Origin of the sequence: Agrobacterium sp. ST15.13.013, assembly GCF_027956525.1 — a bacterium.
GTDB classification, from domain to species: Bacteria; Pseudomonadota; Alphaproteobacteria; order Rhizobiales; family Rhizobiaceae; genus Agrobacterium; species Agrobacterium salinitolerans.
The window spans coordinates 16,712-34,436 of sequence record NZ_JAQKGP010000025.1 but is presented as its reverse complement, the minus strand read 5'-3'; the positions used below and the strand labels follow the sequence as shown (position 1 = coordinate 34,436).

Below are 17,725 nucleotides of genomic sequence, written 5' to 3'. Positions count from 1 at the left end.
TCAATTCCCCAAGGTATCGCCAATCAATTCTGAAATTGTTACGAGTTCCTCCATCGCAATTCTGAGGTTCCGCTCAAGGAGGCGCATCGTCGGATCATTTGTCGTGTTCAGCAATGTGAGATGCAACATGCCACGCTCTTTCATTGCAGCGAACGCGTCTCGTTCATGCATTGGAGATTGTACGACAGGCAGATTCACCAGCATGTCTGACATCGCGCGTTGTGACGTGGTTAATCGGCCAACCGGGACTCGCTGGCGTAACACGGCGGTCGGAATCACTAAGTTCTCGCTCAGCAGCAGCTCGACAACATAACGATATGTCGAAAGTGCCTCATCGATATCCAGCGGCGTTAACATTGTCGGGATCAGAAGCAGGTTTGAGCTAGCGATGATTGTGTTATTGAGCTCGCTCGAACCACCATGCGTATCGGCCAGCGCATAATCAAATTCCTGAAGCTCGGCGTCCTCATAAGCCGCTTCAAGAAGCGACATTTCTTCTGCAGCGTACACCTCGCAGGATGTATCCCAGGTGTTGCTACGCATCGCGTTTTCTTTCCATCGCGTTAACGGCCGGTTCTCGTCCGCATCGAAGAGAGCCACTCTTTTGCCGTCTCTTGCAAACGCAGCGCAAAGGCCCATGAGCGCCGTGGTTTTGCCGGCGCCTCCTTTAAATGAGCAAAATGTCAGAAGTTTCATAAGTTTATCCTGGCGACGTTGTGAACGAAAGTGCGTCTGTATCATTGTTTGTATGTGTGACTGTCTGTATAGCGAAATTATCAGGAGTATATTTCAATTGCATTGAAGGATAGTTGCAAATGTAACTATATAGATCCGAATATGAACAGTATATTCTTGAATTTATTCTGTTGGCGGCTAGGCTCCCTCAGTCTCAACTGGAGAATTTCACTCCGGAACAAATCCAGATCATTCCGTTTTCTATGGAGCAAGCCATGTCGCAAAGCGAAAAATCCACTTCAAGTGACATTGTCGACCGGCGTGAAGGCCCGAAGATTGAAGGTTTCAAGGTCGTTAGCACTCGTTTGCGATCGTCGGAATATGAGAGCTTCTCTCGCCAAGCCCGTCTGCTGGGGCTCTCCGACAGCATGGCCATAAGAGTTGCGGTTCGCCGCATTGCCGGCTTTCTCGAAATCGATGCAGAGACTCGTCAGATGATGGAAGCCATTCTTCATTCAATAGGAGCACTCTCAAACAACATTGCCGCGCTGCTGTGTGCCTATGCTGAAAATCCGACAACGGATTTGGGCGCTCTGCAAGCTGAACGAAACGCTTTCGGTAAATCGTTCGCTGATCTCGACGGTTTGCTCCGTTCCATTTTGTCCGTATCACGGCGACGGATCGACGGTTGCTCCATGCTGGCGGACGCCTTGCAGCATTAACGTAGCACTTGGGGGAATCTGTTGGATGCCCGATCGGTCTCAAGTCATCATCCGCATTGTGCCGGGAGGTGGGACGAAGACCCTCCAACAGATTATCAACCAGTTGGAGTATCTATCTCGGAAGGGCAAGTTGGAGCTGCAGCGTTCGGCCCGACATCTCGATACTTTCGTACCACCGGATGAAATCCGCGAACTCGCCCTAAGCTGGGTTCAAGAAACCGGGACTTATCACGAAAGTCGGCCAGACGAGGAAAGGCAACAGGAGTTGACGACCCACATTATTGTAAGCTTCCCTGCCGGTACAAGTCAGGTAGCAGCTTATGCAGCGAGCCGGGAGTGGGCAGCCGAGATGTTTGGGTCAGGCGCAGGGGGAGGCCGATACAACTATCTTACAGCCTTTCACATCGATCGCGATCACCCACATCTGCATGTGGTCGTTAATCGTCGCGAACTTTTGGGGCACGGCTGGCTGAAAATATCCCGGCGCCACCCCCAACTGAATTATGACGCCTTGCGCATTACAATGGCCGAGATTTCACTTCGTCATGGCGTCGTCCTCGAGGCGACGAGCCGAGCTGAGCGCGGCATCTCGGAGCGGCCGATGACTTTTGCCCAGTATCGACGCCTGGAGCGGCAGCAGGCCAATCAAATTCGTTTCGAGGATATTGATTTCGAAGAATTCTCGCCTGGGGGAAACGACGGAGAACCGGATCAATCTTTTAATTCTTCGTACGGTTCGCTGCCTCAAAACGTGTCAGAAAACTTGCGACGAAACGGCGGTCTGCAATCGGTGTCTGAAGTACGTTCCCGGGCACTGATCGGATCGAACGGCAACGGTGTCACGCCCGATCGTGTATCATCTGGAAACGATTCCCGTTCTCAATCCGGCAGCGATAAAGCCTTTGTGGACGATGGCAACTTGAGGAACGGCCCTCTCACCATCGCCGGAGACGGCCAGGATCTTGAAGGCCGTTCTGGCATGCATCGTTTGGCAACCGAACCCGTCACGCACACAACAAGCGAAGATGATGTTCGGCAACGGCCTCATCGAAAACGGCCTCGCGGTGATGAGGAAGAGCAGAGCGGCGCAAAACTGACCAGGGTAGACGGAATTCGGACGGGAGTGACAATCAGCGCCGTACCGGTTGCCCAGGACGATCCGATTACATCGCCGATCCAGCCCCCTGGATCAAATCCGTTGGATGACCCGGGGCAGACCAACATCGCTACGGACGCATTGCCTCCGACAGCCGATCGCCGGCAGCAGGGAGAGCCAAATTCTAAGCGTCCTCGTGATGATGACGCCGAGCCGAGCATTCGTAAGCGGTCAAGGGACGGGCGCAGCCAAGGGGATGAGGGAAACAGAAGGTAGAAAAGGATCGATCATGGCAGATGAAGAATTTCGTCGAGACTTCAGCCGCTCCGCTACGTTGAACTCGAATAACGAAGGCGCTACAGGCGCACCAATCCCGGATACATCGGTGTCGACTGCCTTCCGACAAAACCGCAGAGAACACTTAACGACCAGTTCCTTACGGCCATTAATTACTGGTGGGGCCGGCGACCTTCCAGGCACTTCCCCCGAAAATCAACGGCCGACAACCCATGCCCCGAATACAGCAGAAATACTCCCGGTGAGATCAGCCGAAGCTCCGGCTGGCCAATCAGCGGTCTTTCCGAGGAGCAAGGGGTATTTTCGTACGGCCATGCAATACCTGCGGGAGATTGAAATGCAGTCCACTGCCAGGGCGGACCACGAGGCGACGTCGTCGTCACGTTTTGGCAAGGGGGAAAGAAAGCAGCTGCGCGAACACGAGCAAACCGGTGATCAAAGTGAATCAATGGCGAAGCGGAGTACCAGCTCGGGAATGCAGGTGGGAACTATTGCCGCGTCTTTGGCTATGAAAGATAGCTCGACCGCGACGCCGGCTTCGCAAGGGCCGCACCGGTCTGGGATGGAGCTGGATAATATCGAAGGGACTGGAGAGAGCCGTACGCAATCTCAGCACGAAATTGCGACACAACCTATTGCCACAAGCGCTTTTGGTTCAGGTCATGATGTGATCATTCCTGGAGAGGGCCAGCCTGAAGAAACATTCGACGGCGCACCATATTGGATGGTAGAAAGCGGGGATAGCGAGACCAATAGCCTTCCGTCGATCCAACAAGGCTTATCTTGGCCAGGGTTAGATGACCTTGATTTGCTCGCCGACAGCAGTTCACCGCTCAGTACTCAGGTTGTTCCTCCTGACGTAGCCGCTACGAATTTAAGCACTGAGGCAGGGTCCGCCAGCGTCGAAAGCACCCAAATCCTCGCCGACAGTGCCTATTCCGACGACGCGACCGAAACCGGTGGCCAAACAGCTTCAGGATCGATCCATGAAGGTTCAGTTCGTTCGCTTGGCTCACCGGAGGAACGCTTCGACGCCTTTCCCGAGTTGACCGACGAGGACTTGGCGCAGATTGACGCATTCTCGCGAGCCCGCTCTCCTTCGAGGCGAGATGCTGCGCACGCTATTCATGCGGTCAGCTTGGATGATGCCTTCTCACGCAAGGATCTTGCCGCGGGCCACGACGGCCGGCTTACGAATCCTGCGTTCCGTCAGGAGGCTTCTCTGCAGGAATCGAGCCCATCAGAAACGAAGTCCGACGACTTCCCGGAATTAACCGACGAGGACCTGGCACGGATCGACGCACTCTCCGAAGCCCGCTCAACTTCGAGGCTGGATGTTGCACGCACTATTCATGCGGTCAGGTTGGAGGCCTCTCGGCAGGACCCGAGCCCATCAGAAATGAAGTCCGACGACTTCCCCGAATTGACCAAAGAGGACTTAGCCCGGATCGACGCACTCTCTGGACCCCGCCCGACTACGGGGCGGGAAGGTGCGAACACTATTCAGCCAGTCAGGTTGGACGATGCTTTCTCAGCCGAAGATTATACCGTGGGCCGCGGCGGCCGGCATACGAATCCTGCGTTCCATGAGGAAGCTTCTCGGCAGGACCCGAGCCCATCAGAGATGAAGTTCGATGGCTTGCCGGAGTTGACCGACGAGGATCTGGTAAGGATTGACGCAATCTCTGAACCGCGCTCGAAGAGATCTCGCTCCGAGCAGGTTGTCGGGGGAAAATCTCATAGGCTCAAACTGAACGAGGCTATCGAGGAGGCGGGCTCGCCCACTACCGTTTCGGGAACAAGCGCCGCCAGGGCGGCACCTATCACGCTCGAAAGCGGAGTACCTAGGTTGCCGCAGGCTACCCATACGGAACTTCCTGGCTCGGACGTTGCGGGTCCACTGCGGATCGGGAAGGCGTCGTGTGCCGATATACGGCGAGATGTTTCGGATAAAGGGAAACGAAAAGTCTCGTCAGATTATCAGATTCAGCAAGGTCCTGGCGCGTCCTATGCTTACCAGCCGCGACGCATGCCGACGGAAGCGATTTTCGATGCTGAACGGCTTGGTGACGAAGTGCTCATCGGGAATGAGCCAGTTCCGCGGTGGCCTTACCCCTGGGAGCACGTTGTTCGTTTTGAAACAGGCAAGCAGCTCTTCGAAAGATTGCAGAAGTGGCCGACTGCGGAGGAGTTGGAAAACAGTGTGATCCTCGTCAAAGCGGATAGCGCGCAACGATCCTATATGCCCCGAAATCAGCTGCTCTTGCATCTCGGATCCGAAAAGTATTACGAACGAATGAAAGCGCTCGGTCTATCCGATAATACCTTCAGCGGATTGAAGTCCGATAGCAAATATTTTTATGATACACCTGCTGGACCACGGGTAAGTGAACATGATTATGAGTTCCCGCGGCAGGCAGGCGTGCATAATCCAGAGGTGATGGTTCAGCATCATAGCGGAACCTTCTTCGCGTTTTGGCCAAAACTTCTCAGGCTGGAAAAGCTTGCGACAGTAACGAATACGTATGGCGCGGAAAATGTTTGGCTCAAATCGCCAGCCAATGCTTACATGACGCCGGAAACCTATAATTCCAAGGTTGCGAACGGCGCCGAAAACCTTTTCATCGAGTTCCTACGTCCCGCTCCTGTCCACGACCACCTGCGGGAACCTGGAACTTCAAACGCAAAAACTGTTGACGGACGAAACGAAGATCGCGCGCAACAGGCCGACCGGTTAGCAGATCAGTCGATGGGCCGGAACGGGGACGGCCGTGACGCGCAGGGTGGTAAGAGAACCTTGGAACCGCGCGTGCGCGAAAGGTATGGGCTGTAGATCCAGCTGCCCGTAAAGCAAACAGCCGTCCAATAGGATAAACGGAGCGTGGTCACGTGATGAATTCAGGCAAGTACACGCCAATAGGCCTGGCTGCGAGCATAGCATGTTCATTGGCCGTGGGGTTTTGTGCGGCCAGTCTCTATGTCACATTTCGCCATGGCTTTACGGGCGAAACGATGATGACTTTCAACGTTTTTGCGTTCCTGTACGAGACACCGCCTTATTTGGGATACGCAAGTCCTACGTTCTATCGCGGACTAGCCATCATCGTTGCGACGTCAACGCTCGTGTTGCTATGCCAACTACTGTTATCGATGCGCGAGCGCGAACATCACGGCACTGCTCGCTGGGCCGGCTCCGGCGAGATGCGGCACGCCAGGTACCTCCGGCGCTACAGTCACGTCACGGGTCCCATCTTCGGCAAGACATGTGGACCACGTTGGTTTGGCAGCTACCTAAGTAACGGAGAACAACCTCACAGCCTTGTTGTCGCGCCAACTCGCGCTGGTAAGGGTGTCGGCGTCGTTATCCCGACGTTGCTAACCTTCAAGGGCTCAGTAATTGCCTTGGATGTGAAAGGCGAGCTATTTGAACTCACATCGAGGGCGCGTAAATCAAGTGGCGACGCGGTTTTCAAGTTCTCGCCCTTAGATCCAGAGCGGCGAACGCATTGTTACAATCCCGTGCTGGATATTGCCGCGTTGCCGCCCGAACGGCGCTTTACAGAAACGCGCCGCCTCGCTGCGAATCTCATCACAGCCAAAGGCAAGGGAGCCGAAGGTTTCATCGACGGGGCACGGGATCTTTTCGTAGCAGGCATATTGAGTTGCATTGAGCGCGGCACACCAACGATCGGTGCCGTTTACGATCTGTTTGCTCAGCCGGGTGAAAAGTACAAACTATTTGCGCAACTCGCGGAGGAAACACAAAACAAAGAGGCTCAGCGTATCTTCGACAATATGGCGGGGAATGACACCAAAATCCTGACATCCTACACATCGGTGCTCGGCGACGGCGGACTCAATCTTTGGGCCGATCCACTCGTTAAAGCGGCTACAAGCACCTCGGATTTTTCCGTCTACGATCTGCGGCGGAAGAGGACTTGTATTTATCTTTGTGTCAGCCCGAACGATCTCGAAGTCATAGCGCCCTTGATGCGTCTTCTCTTCCAGCAGGTTGTATCAATCCTGCAGCGATCGCTGCCACTTGGAGATGAACGGCACGAAGTTCTGTTTCTCCTCGATGAGTTCAAGCACTTGGGCAAGCTGGAAGCTGTGGAGACGGCAATTACGACGATCGCCGGCTACAAGGGCCGCTTCATGTTTATTATTCAGAGTCTTTCGGCTTTGACAGGAACTTATGATGAAGCTGGTAAGCAAAATTTTCTCAGCAATACGGGTGTGCAGGTATTCATGGCGACTGCTGATGACGAGACGCCCAACTACATTTCCAAAGCTATCGGCGACTACACATTCCAGGCTCGCTCAACGTCGTACAGCCAAGCGCGCATGTTTGATCATAACATCCAAATCTCCGACCAAGGAGCACCGCTTTTGCGCGCCGAACAAGTCCGCCTACTCGACGACGATTATGAAATAGTCCTTATCAAAGGCCAACCTCCCCTCAAACTGAGAAAAGTGCGATATTATTCGGATTTCATATTGAAGCGAATTTTCGAAAGCCAACACGGTTCCCTTCCCGAGCCCGCATCTTTGATGTTGCCGGGAGACACAAACCTCGTTGAAGGCAAGCTCGACCAGGGAACAGCCGATACAACTTCGCAAAAACCGGTGCAGATTGAAGAGAACGACCATGGGGAAGTCGTTTCCCCCCAAAACAGAACTGTGGCTGATGGAGTAATGCCAATAGAAGTTCGCCCCCGTTCAAACGAAGTTGATGACGAGCGGGAATACCAAGGCGCGGACGCCGCAACCTCTGAGAAGCTTCCGGAAATTGCTCCGGCTCTTTTGGCGCAGCGCGAACTCCTCGACCAGATCATTTCGCTCCAGCTACGAGGTAGAACAGCCTCCGGCACTTGAAGCTCGATGTGATACCGCTTCGGATCGAGTCTTGTTAGCGCCGTCAGATGTCCCGTTTCGGGAATGCATTACCAACGTTGAAGGTTGCCAATTGATGAGACATCGCCATGAAACCGTCGGGAAGCTCAAAAACTGGATACGCCGGGTCGGCTAGATCCTCGCCCCAGGTTCGCGCAGGGGTTACGCCTGTCCTTCATCCCAAAGAGCCTTGGAACCGTTTTGCTTGCTCCCCATCTGACGGCCAAATGGATCACCGGGAAAATTTATCTGCGCAATTCGCTTACGATGGAATGAGACTGGGCGCAGCCGAGCGGTCCGCGTACGAGACATGGGATAGAGCGGACCGGCCGAGTTGGAAAGACCTGATACTGAGCGCTCGCCTGAACGCGATTGACAGTTTCGCTTGGAATGTCGATGTCGGAGAAAGTACCTCTTCAACTTTTGTTTATGATGGTGTTCCTCTGGCGGAAGGGGAACGGCATGCCTACGAGGAATGGGTGGAGCCGGGACAGCCCAGTTGGCAACAACTCGTTGTGAACGCGCGTATTGAAGAGCTAAACACCTCTGCTGCAATTCCGAATGAGTGTAGTCCCCTTCAAGAGGAATTCCGATCGGAGGCGCCTAAGCGTAAGCGGACAAGCTCCATTGGTCAAAAGAACGGTTTCCCTGAACCATTCGAATTTGATGGGATGAGACTCGGCTCGCCTGAGCGCGAAGCATATGAGAATTGGAGTAAACCGCAACCGCCATCCTGGAAAGACCTGATAGTTGACGCCCGTCTTGACGCAATCGACACCTCCACCTGGCTCAACGAATCAAATGACACCTCGGTCTTCGAGTACGAAGGCGTCCCGCTTGGGGAGGGGGAACGCCTAGCATATGAAAAATGGCTCGAGCCCGCGCAACCAGGATGGGAAGACCTGGTTGTGGACGCACGCGTTGCGGAATTGCACCAGTCTGCTCCGACGTGGTGCGAACACCAACCAGGCAACGACGTTTCTTCCAACGAGTCCGGGCGCATCTCGGGCGTCCCAATTAACGCCGAGCAGGTGTCGCGTGCGTTCTTCGTGTACGATGGAGTGGCGCTCGGAGCAGCCGAGCGCGCTGCGCATGATCGTTGGAGCAGGCCGGACCGGCCCACCTGGGAAGATCTTATCATAGTCGCGCGCCAAGCTGCTATCGAAGGCGGTGCCGTTTCGAATGGGATGATCGGGAAGACATCTTCCTCAGTCTTTTTATACGAGGGAATGTTGCTTGGGGATGCGGAGCGTCAGGCGTACGGACGGTGGAGGCAGCTAGCCCAGCCGCGGTGGCAAAATCTGGTGGTGAACGCGCGCCTGGCAGAGCTCGACCCGGCGGCCTGGATTCCCGATGAACATGATCCGTCTGAGGATGGCGGGGCGACTGGTCTTCTGTCGCAAGCAAGCACGACCAATAAGTCCCGCCTCAGTTTAGGTGATCAACCGGAAGCGCGCTCGCCTAGTCTCGCACGTGAGCCAGCACAACAGCCGACTCACGTGCAAAACCTGACGTGCGCACAATTGGAAGCAAGACGTGCTCTATATTTCGGGCCCTCTGGGAGGGATGCAGACCAAACCGCCAGCATCGCCGACAGTAATCGCCTCGACGAGGTAAGCAAAGTTAAACGGCTGGGTGCCAAGAGCCGTCGAGGCGCTAAAGCAACGGCCTATGACGTAATTTCAAGTGCGGAAAGACTGTCGTCTCACGAGGGTTGTTTGACGGTTCAGTCCACTCAGCCAGAAAAAGCCGCTTGCTCGAGAAGCGACAATATCGGCACTTATGGAAGTCGAAAAAACGAACGAGCTCGGCTTGCGACCGAGACCGGGAAATACGAGTCGGAGCATATTTTCGGGTTCAAGGTTGTCCACGATACCCTGCGCTCGACCAAAGAGGGCCGGCGGCTGGAAAGGCCTATGCCCGCCTATCTCGAATGCAAGGAACTTCATCGACAACATGTTGGTACGGGAAGGGGGCGGACCCGACTGGTGGGGCGCGGCTGGCCAGATGACGCAAGTTACCGCTCGGATCAAAGGGCAACTCTATCGGACCCTGTTGCGTCCACGGAAGGTGCAACGGCGTCAAACGGGTATCAATTAAACCAGCTAGGCTACGCACACCAGCTCGCTAACGACGGGCTGCAGAGCGAAACGCCAGATGGGGTTATCATGCCGCTTCAGGTCGCGACTACTAGCTACAACTATACGGTAAGCCGCGATCCGGTACTTTCTCCGCCCAGTAAAGAGCAAGCTCCGGAATTGTTGCACCTTGGGCCACGTGGCCAGACAGAAGCTGTACTCGCTCGCGAAACAGCATTGACAGGAAGATGGCCAACACGCGAGCGTGAGCAGCAAGTCTATCGAGAGTTTTTAGCCCTTTATGACGTCAAGAAGGACCTGGAGGCCAAGACACTTGGGTTGCGGAAGAAAAAAGCTGCGCTTGTTTCCGCGTTGAACCGGACTGCCGCCTCAATAGGCACTTCACCCTTGAAAGCCCAATCGTCGAGCGCAGAAGTTGAAAAAGCAACTCACGAGTTTGATGAACGACGGGTTTATGATCCGCGCGATCGCGGTCGGGACAAAGCATTACAACGGTGACAAAGCTGGAGATGACCATCGTTAGCGGACTTTGTATCGATGCTTAAAAATGATGGTTCAGCATTTGAACCGCAGGCTGTACTGCTACTCTTTGAAATCCCCCGCAAAAAACGCGCCGTAGTGCAATCGATCGCCAGGGCCTGAATTTCAGTTGAAACACGATGTCCATTCAACGCCTTAAGCGCAGGTGTTAGACTTCGCATATCCTTGATCCGCGTTGGAGTGTGAGTTATGCTCGAAGACGGCCAGAAAATGCAGGAACGCGAGCTTTCGGTCCTCGGTGGTGATAAGACCGAAAGTGCAGCCACCTTACCGAATGACATTTTGGTGGAAGTTGCCAAACATCTGCCGACCGACGATCCAGTCGAAACGGCAGCCAACCTCACAAGCTTTAAACTTGCGAGCCCGTCGGTTCGGGCATCGGTCGATCAGAGCGATGTCGGAACGTTCCACCGAAGCGTAAATCGACTGGGTGCCTCAAGCAAGGCATTGTATGACCTGGCTGTACCCCGGAACGGCTTTGCCGAGTATCCGAACTATCCGGAACCGGACCCTGCTGGCGAGTTTGCGCTGGCGAGCCAGCGCATCAGGACAATTGGTCCAACTTTGAAGTTCCAATCGCCCGCCAGGAAAACAGCGATCGTCAATCACATTCTCAATATGTCGGAAGGCGGTGAGCAGGCGGAGGCGATTATGTCGATGACGTCCCATTTGAGTGACCTCGAGAGGGCCGACAAGAGACGCCTTATCGACAGAGCAATTGAATACTTCAAGGTAGACGGGCCTATCAACTACGACAGTCGCCATTATGCAGCCTACGCGATTGCAGCGGCGCACAACCAGTTGGAACTCGAACACAAGTCACAAATCTTCGATGCAATGGCGAAGAGACCCCAGCTTGCGAGACTCTACGCCGACGAACGCATCCATGCGCAGGAGCATTTGGGGCTTGCGTCGACATCCGAAGGTCCGCACGAGCGGAGCAATAAACAACTGGCCACGGACATTCTTCAGATCGAACAAAAAATCCGCACTGAGCTCCTTCCCGAAACTCTCAGTGCTCACGACCAGATGGTAAAAGCGGAAGGAATCGCTGGATCGATTGAGAAGGCTTACCGCGATGCTCGCGCGAACTTAACCCGGGCACCGCGAGGGAGGTCAAATTCTGATCTCAGCCGGTAGAACTTGGTCTGAATATTCGATTATTTCTCCGACGAAAGCACTTGGTTGACGAGCGAATTTTTAAACGAGCATCGATAAAGCGTGCACAGGGAAGGCCCACCTAATGGTCAGTATAAATAAAAAAGCCCCGCAGAAATCTTCTACAGCGACCACGCGCAATTCTGATGAACGCCTGGTTGATCAGTTAGGGCAGGCGTACCTTGTGGAACGCGAGGCGCAGGAAAGGCGCGCGCGACTTGAAGCGCCGCCGGCGTTGAAAAAATATGCCTCGAAACTGCAACTCCTCAATAAGCTCGATGCAGATTTCCGTGGTGTGATCGCCCACAAGCCGTTTCGCAGCGAGCAACTGCGGGTCGATAGCAATGGAGAATTGACCCATAGTCGGGGTCTCATAAAAAAGAAGAAGAAGGTTTTCATTCGAGATCAAACAACTGGCTCCCTTCGGCTTATTCACTACGAGAGGTCTGACTGGAATAGTGTCCGTCGCTATGACTACGACCAGAACGGCGTGTTGAGCGAGAAACATATCAAAAGCAAAGCCGGTGCCTTCGAAGAAAAATGGGAGCGGGACGAAAACGGTGAACTGATGCGCACCCGATACATCGATCGGCGCAGACTTACTGGACGGGCGTTGCATCCCATTTCCGAGGAAATCGGACGTCCTTATGAGAGTGGCCTGGAGAAGAGGCTTTATCGCGTTTTAACGCGTCGGGAGGGCTCCCAACAAAAGACTTTCGAACGCGATGACAAGGGTAATCTGGAGCTCATTGCAAGCAAACGGATGGGCTATTCGATGTCTTCACAAAAGGCACCGGATCGACAAACATCTAGAACAAGTATCCGCAAGCTTGGCGGAGCTTTCAGTGAATCATATAGATCCCGGCTGGATAAGGACGGCCACGAGTTAGGTCGGGATGTCTCCGCACATCGAAGCCTCCTCAACAAGCGTTCAGCCGTCTACGATGACGCTACAGGGGAGCTAAAGAGCAGCAAGCACACGTTTGGGAAGATATACAAAGCGGAAGCGACATACCTGAACGCCGAAATCAAAGAGGTCTCCAAAAAAATCCTCGGAGTTACGGTCGGTAAAGAATTGAAGACATTAAGTGGACGCGAACTCGAGGCTCAAGTATTACGTGCCGCGGAACGTGCCCTCCATAAACAGGCCTGGCAGCACCCTTCAGCTAACCCCTCGCGGTCGCAGCGGGAAAATACCAACAGTCATCTTGGAAACGAACTTGATGGGCCGCTCGAATCGGATATGACCGTCGTCCATCAAGCCGGATCCGGGTTCGTCGGCGACGATCGCCACGTTCATGATGGCGGTGGATCCAGGTTGAATGAATTGCACGAATCGCGATCGTCGAATGATAGGGAAAAGCTTAGTTCGCCGAGAGCCGAAATTTGCGACCGCTCGATGAATCGGGATCGCACCGGCTCAGGTACTTTGTCGCGATGATAGCTAAACTAGGGGGGCACACACCGAGTTGTCAAGTCGCCCCCCGGCAAATGAGCTCATCCCTGCTGCCATATTCCCAAACTACCAACGTTTCGCGTCAAAATGATCACTGAGAAATCCGTGCCATCCCCGAAAATAACTGCCACGAGTGTCTCATCGAAGCCCACCTGCCGTGTCGTGCGGCCCGGCAGCACCTATGCCGGAAAACAGGGTCTCAATTATTTCGAAGGGATTGCGGCCGAGACAGTGGGCTCGACGGGGATCTGCATGCATCTTTTAACCATACCGCCGGGCGCCCGCGCCAAGGCGCATTTGCACGCCTCGCATGAGACAGCGATCTATGCGATTTCCGGAGAGACGCATTGCTGGTTCGGCGACCAGCTGGAAGAACACGTCATCGTTCGCGAAGATGAGATGTTCTATATTCCGGCTGGCGTTCCGCATCTTCCCGCCAATCTCAGCGACCGGCCGGCGACAGCGGTCATCGCCCGCACCGACCCGAAGGAGCAGGAAAGCGTCGTCCTGTTGCCGGATTTGGAGGGGTATGTGCCGCGTTGAACGCCACCCGGCGGACCCAACCTGGTGCAATGCTACGAGTCAGTTTACTGTAGGGTAAGCATCCGGTGAAGGCCGCAGGTTAGGCTGCTTTAGCTTTCAATCCGTGCGGCTGCCAATTCCACGGAAGCAATTGCTCGAGCTTACTGATTGGCGTGTCGGCGATGCGGGCCAGGAGGTCAGCAAGCCAAGCCTGCGGATCGACGTCGTTGAGCTTGGCACTTTATGCCGACCGGCGAACTATGCCTATTAATCAAGTTTTTTCCAACGTTTCCGGCAGCATAGCGGTCGCCCAGTCGGCATAGCTTAGGGTCTCTCCGTCGCAATTGACGCGAAGGAGAGGACACATGAACACAACTGACTATTTGAATCGCAGCGCCCTATATCGGAAGCTGCTCCACGGTCCGTATCGGGAGTTTGCGCGTGTTTACGCCGCCAGCATGTCGAAAGAAGGCTTGGGTCGGCAATGCACGTGGCGCTCGCTGAGCCTGTTTCGAGACCTGATGGACTGGCATGTTGGCAATGGATATGCCCCGCAGGATTTGAGCGAAGCTTATGTCGATCGTTTTCTTGAGCATCGCTTCAAACACTGGAGTCCCGATACGGGCGACCGATCGGCACTCCGACGCGTGCTTTCAGCGTTACGGGAAGAGGGCTTAATACCAGGTGCGCTTCCGGTTGAGCGCACTGAGCACGAGCAGATCGTCGATGTATTCGGGGCATATCTCTCGAATGAGAGAGGGCTCGCCGCCTCGACGGTGGGGAGCTACAAGCTTCTGTCACTTCGATTTCTGCGGGAGGTCTGTCCTGCCGGCGCGAATGGGTTTGCAGCGCTCACCCCGGAGATTGTCATCGGGTATGTCGAACGACATGCGCTCGATGGCTCCGCCGACAGCGGCAAGGCAATGTGCGGAGTCGTGCGTGCCTTACTGCGCTACTTGCATTTGAAGGGCTTCATTTCGACGGCGTTGGCCGATTGCGTGCCATCCATCCGCCGCTGGCGACTTGCCGGCCTTCCAACCTTCCTGCCGCCAGAGAAGGTCCAGAAGGTTCTCGATGCCTGTGACCGGACGACGGCAATGGGACATCGGGACTATGCGGTTCTGATGATCTTGGCCAAGCTCGGTTTGCGCGCTAGCGAAGTTGCTACCCTCAATCTCGATGATATCGACTGGCAGTCGGGCACGATTCTCGTACACGGAAAGGGACGGCGGCAAGCGACTATGCCGCTGCGTCACGACGTCGGAACAGCTATCGTGGCTTATATCCGGCATGGGCGTCCCGCTTCGGCGTGTCGGCGAGTTTTCTTGCGAACACTTGCGCCGCACGTGGGCTTTGCCTCCGGCTGCGCCATCACGATGATCGCGAAGCAGGCACTCGAGCGGGCAGGCATTGATGGCTATGCCCATCACGGCGCCCATCTTTTCCGCCACAGCCTCGCGACCGACCTTTTACGGTCGGGTGCCAGCTTTGCCGAGATCGGCCAACTGCTCCGTCATCGAAGCATCGACAGCACAAGGATCTATGCCAAGCTCGATGTTGACAAGCTGCGTGGACTGAGCCTGCCCTGGCCGGGAGGTGTCCAATGAGCCGGCTTCGCACTGCCCTCAACCGCTATGTCGGCATGCGCCAAGGGCTGGGATACAAATATGATGGGCCGGCACGACGGTTGTCGGCATTCGTCACCTTCATGGAAGCCCGCGGCGCCGAGACCATCACGTCGGACCTGGCAATGCAGTGGGTGACGTCGATGGGCCGACAGCCGAGTTGGTCCATCCGCCTGGCTGATGTGCGCTGCTTTGCCCAGCACCTCAGTCATTTCGATCTTCTGACGGAAGTGCCACCGAGCGACGCAGTGCCGCCGGCACGGCGGACAAAGCCCTACATCTATAGCGACATTGAGATTCAGGCGCTGCTGGCGGCAGCACTGTCGCTGCCGCCAGCCAACGCCCTTCGACGCTGGACGTATCACTGCCTGTTCGGACTGATAGCGGTCGCCGGACTGCGCCATTCTGAAGCGCTCGGCCTGCTCCGGGCCGACGTCGATCTCGAGCAGGGCGTCCTCACTATCCGAGAGACAAAGTTCGGCAAGTCACGGCTGGTGCCGCTGCATGCCACGACAATCGCTGTCCTTACAAACTATGCTGCCCGACGCGATGCACACCTTGGCACGCCGCGCAGTCCCTATTTCTTCGTCGCCGAACAGGGCGGCAGATTGCTGCATCAATACGTGCACCGGGTGTTCTGGCGACTATCCCGGCAAATTGGTTTACGGCAGGAGGGGGATCGCGGTGGCCCGCGGGTTCACGATCTTCGTCACCGTTTCGCCGTCCAAACCCTGATCAACTGGCATCGCGCTGGCGAAGATGTGGAACGCGAGCTGCCGGTACTCTCGACCTTCCTCGGCCATGCCAATGTTCGCGACACCTACTGGTATCTGTCCGCCGCGCCGGAGCTGATGAATCATGCCGTTCGGCGATTGGATAAGCGGTGGGAGGTTCGGTCATGAGACGAACGAACGACTTAGCCGTGCTGATCGAGCGGTGGTTCACAGATCGGCTCATGAAGCATCGAGGTGTAAGTTCCAACACCATTGCCTCCTATCGAGACACGTTCAGGCTCCTGTTTGCGTTCGCGCAGGCGCGCCTTGGGAGGTCCCCATCTCAATTGACACTGCGGGATTTGGACGCTCCGTTCATCGGCGCATTCCTGGAAGTCCTCGAGACGCAGAGAGCCGCCTCGGTGAGGACCCGGAATCTCCGCCTCACAGCCATTCGATCTTTCTTCCGATATGCGGCGTTCGAGGAGCCGGCACATAGCGCCCACATCCAGCGCGTGCTCGCGATCCCCAGCAAGCGATGCGACAAGCGGCAGCTTCAGTTCCTAACCAGGCCCGAGATTGAATCGATCCTGGACTGCACGGATCGAAGCACGTGGCTGGGACGCCGCGATTACACTCTGCTATTGCTGGCCGCGCAAACGGGGCTGCGGGTTTCGGAAGTCATCGACCTCGACCGAGACTCGGTAATGCTCGGCCGCGGTGCGCATGTGCAATGCGTCGGTAAGGGCCGCAAAGAGCGAAGTACGCCGCTCACAAAGGTTGCACAGGAAGCCCTCCGGCGTTGGCTCAAGGAACCAGGGAAGCGAGGCGCAACGGCTCTCTTTCCGAATATGCACGGTGGCAGGCTCAGCGCCGACGGCGTGCAGGCACTGCTGAACAAATATGTCGCCAAAGCGCGCGAGCACTGCGTCTCCCTCCGCTCGAAGCGGGTGTCGCCCCACGTCTTGCGGCACAGCGCTGCCATGGAGCTACTACAGGCGGGCGTCGACTGCTCGGTCATTGCCCTGTGGCTGGGCCATGAGGCGATGGAAACGACGCTGACCTATCTTCATGCACATCTTGAACTGAAGGAATCGACACTCGCAAAGCTGAAGCCGTACGAACGCGCCAAGGCCGAGCGATTTCGACCAAACGACCGGCTTCTGGAATTCCTGAACGCCCTCTGAGCATGAGAACTATGCCGAGTGCCAACGACGGGTCTTCGACCAAAACGGCAAGAGAAGCGCGTTTCAACTGGTAAGTTGGAAGAGGTGCTCGGCATAGTTCGCCGGTCGGCATAAACCGCCTTATGCCGCGCGCGGCATAATGCTGTCATGATCAGTGTCGCCATGAAGGCGGCGCGATCGGCACCTCGATCCGATCCGGCGAAGAGCCATGACTTCCTCCCGAGAGCAAAGCCTCTCAGCGCTCGTTCGGCCGCGTTGTTCGTGAGACAAATCCTGCCCTCGTCGAGGAAAGACGTGAAGCCGTTCCAGCGCTTCAGCATGTAGTCGATCGGCTCGGCGACTGGAGAACTGCGCGACAGTTTTGCCCGTTCGGTTTGAAGCCAGCAGTGCAGTTCGCCGACAAGCGGCAGGCTGTCCTTGCGACGGCGCTCCAGGCGTTCCGCTGCGGCAAGCCCGTTGATCTGCCGCTCGATGTCGAACAGGGCATCGATCCGTTTGACGGCCTCCAACGCCATAGGCGAGATCGGTGCGGCGCGGCTGCCGCGTTTGGCATTCGTGGCGATGTCGGCCAGCACGAAGAACTTGCGCCTCGCGTGCGACCAGCAGAGCGCCTGCGTCAGCGGCCCCGGATCGCGGTCTACCTTGAACAGCGGATTGTAGCCGCCAATATGTTCTGCCGAACATATCGGGGGCTATGTTGCGGCCGTCCATATGTGGCCCTGCTGACCTATACCCTTTGTCA

At 55.8% G+C, this 17,725-nt stretch carries 12 protein-coding genes and 2 pseudogenes; 11 read left to right on the top strand and 3 right to left on the bottom strand.

Going from position 1 to position 17,725, the window contains the following annotated elements:
• A complete protein-coding gene (locus PL597_RS21070) occupies nucleotides 1–696 on the bottom strand; it encodes a conjugal transfer ATPase VirC1 (protein ID WP_012476039.1) in 696 nt (231 codons plus the stop codon).
• Between the two features lie 254 nt (nucleotides 697–950).
• On the opposite strand from PL597_RS21070, the gene virD1 reads away from it, so the two are divergent.
• The 8 genes from virD1 to PL597_RS21030 all read left to right on the top strand — a co-directional run bounded on the left by virD1 (nucleotide 951) and on the right by PL597_RS21030 (nucleotide 13,479).
• Nucleotides 951–1,397: a T-DNA border endonuclease subunit VirD1 gene (gene virD1 / locus PL597_RS21065; protein WP_012476040.1), complete on the top strand. Its 447-nt coding sequence runs from the start codon at nucleotides 951–953 to the stop codon at nucleotides 1,395–1,397.
• 25 nt (nucleotides 1,398–1,422) lie between these two features.
• Nucleotides 1,423–2,769 carry a T-DNA border endonuclease VirD2 gene (locus tag PL597_RS21060; RefSeq protein ID WP_012476041.1) on the top strand — a complete coding sequence of 449 codons (1,347 nt, stop codon included), beginning with the start codon at nucleotides 1,423–1,425 and terminating at the stop codon, nucleotides 2,767–2,769.
• A 358-nt stretch (nucleotides 2,770–3,127) separates the two neighbouring features.
• On the top strand, nucleotides 3,128–5,623 hold the full coding sequence (locus PL597_RS21055; RefSeq protein WP_173992072.1) for a virA/G regulated protein: 2,496 nt from the start codon (nucleotides 3,128–3,130) through the stop codon (nucleotides 5,621–5,623).
• 59 nt (nucleotides 5,624–5,682) lie between these two features.
• Nucleotides 5,683–7,665 (top strand): type IV secretion system ATPase VirD4, encoded by a 1,983-nt coding sequence (gene virD4, locus PL597_RS21050; protein ID WP_012476043.1) that lies wholly within the window; start codon nucleotides 5,683–5,685, stop codon nucleotides 7,663–7,665.
• A 245-nt stretch (nucleotides 7,666–7,910) separates the two neighbouring features.
• Nucleotides 7,911–10,280: a virA/G regulated protein gene (locus PL597_RS21045; RefSeq protein WP_236771576.1), complete on the top strand. Its 2,370-nt coding sequence runs from the start codon at nucleotides 7,911–7,913 to the stop codon at nucleotides 10,278–10,280.
• 231 nt (nucleotides 10,281–10,511) lie between these two features.
• On the top strand, nucleotides 10,512–11,462 hold the full coding sequence (locus tag PL597_RS21040) for a hypothetical protein (RefSeq protein ID WP_077768107.1): 951 nt from the start codon (nucleotides 10,512–10,514) through the stop codon (nucleotides 11,460–11,462).
• Nucleotides 11,463–11,565: 103 nt separating this feature from the next.
• Entirely contained in the window at nucleotides 11,566–12,921 is a 1,356-nt protein-coding gene (locus tag PL597_RS21035; protein WP_012476046.1) for a hypothetical protein, read from the top strand.
• 120 nt (nucleotides 12,922–13,041) lie between these two features.
• Nucleotides 13,042–13,479 carry a cupin domain-containing protein gene (locus tag PL597_RS21030; protein WP_244614288.1) on the top strand — a complete coding sequence of 146 codons (438 nt, stop codon included), beginning with the start codon at nucleotides 13,042–13,044 and terminating at the stop codon, nucleotides 13,477–13,479.
• A gap of 79 nt (nucleotides 13,480–13,558) precedes the next feature.
• Here the strand turns inward: PL597_RS21030 and PL597_RS21025 are convergent.
• Nucleotides 13,559–13,699: pseudogene (locus PL597_RS21025) on the bottom strand (transposase domain-containing protein); the annotation flags it as partial.
• 124 nt (nucleotides 13,700–13,823) lie between these two features.
• Here PL597_RS21025 and PL597_RS21020 point away from each other — a divergent pair.
• The 3 genes from PL597_RS21020 to PL597_RS21010 are packed head-to-tail and all read left to right on the top strand — an operon-like array spanning nucleotide 13,824 to nucleotide 16,983.
• Nucleotides 13,824–15,065 carry a site-specific integrase gene (locus tag PL597_RS21020; protein ID WP_012476048.1) on the top strand — a complete coding sequence of 414 codons (1,242 nt, stop codon included), beginning with the start codon at nucleotides 13,824–13,826 and terminating at the stop codon, nucleotides 15,063–15,065.
• Nucleotides 15,062–15,985 (top strand): tyrosine-type recombinase/integrase, encoded by a 924-nt coding sequence (locus PL597_RS21015; protein WP_077768106.1) that lies wholly within the window; start codon nucleotides 15,062–15,064, stop codon nucleotides 15,983–15,985. Before PL597_RS21020 ends, PL597_RS21015 begins: the two co-directional genes overlap by 4 nt.
• Nucleotides 15,982–16,983, top strand: coding sequence for a tyrosine-type recombinase/integrase (locus PL597_RS21010; RefSeq protein ID WP_077768105.1), 1,002 nt, complete (start codon nucleotides 15,982–15,984; stop codon nucleotides 16,981–16,983). Before PL597_RS21015 ends, PL597_RS21010 begins: the two co-directional genes overlap by 4 nt.
• 140 nt (nucleotides 16,984–17,123) lie before the next feature.
• Here the strand turns inward: PL597_RS21010 and PL597_RS21005 are convergent.
• A pseudogene (locus tag PL597_RS21005) lies at nucleotides 17,124–17,660 on the bottom strand (IS66 family transposase); the annotation flags it as partial.
• Nucleotides 17,661–17,725: the final 65 nt, after the last annotated feature.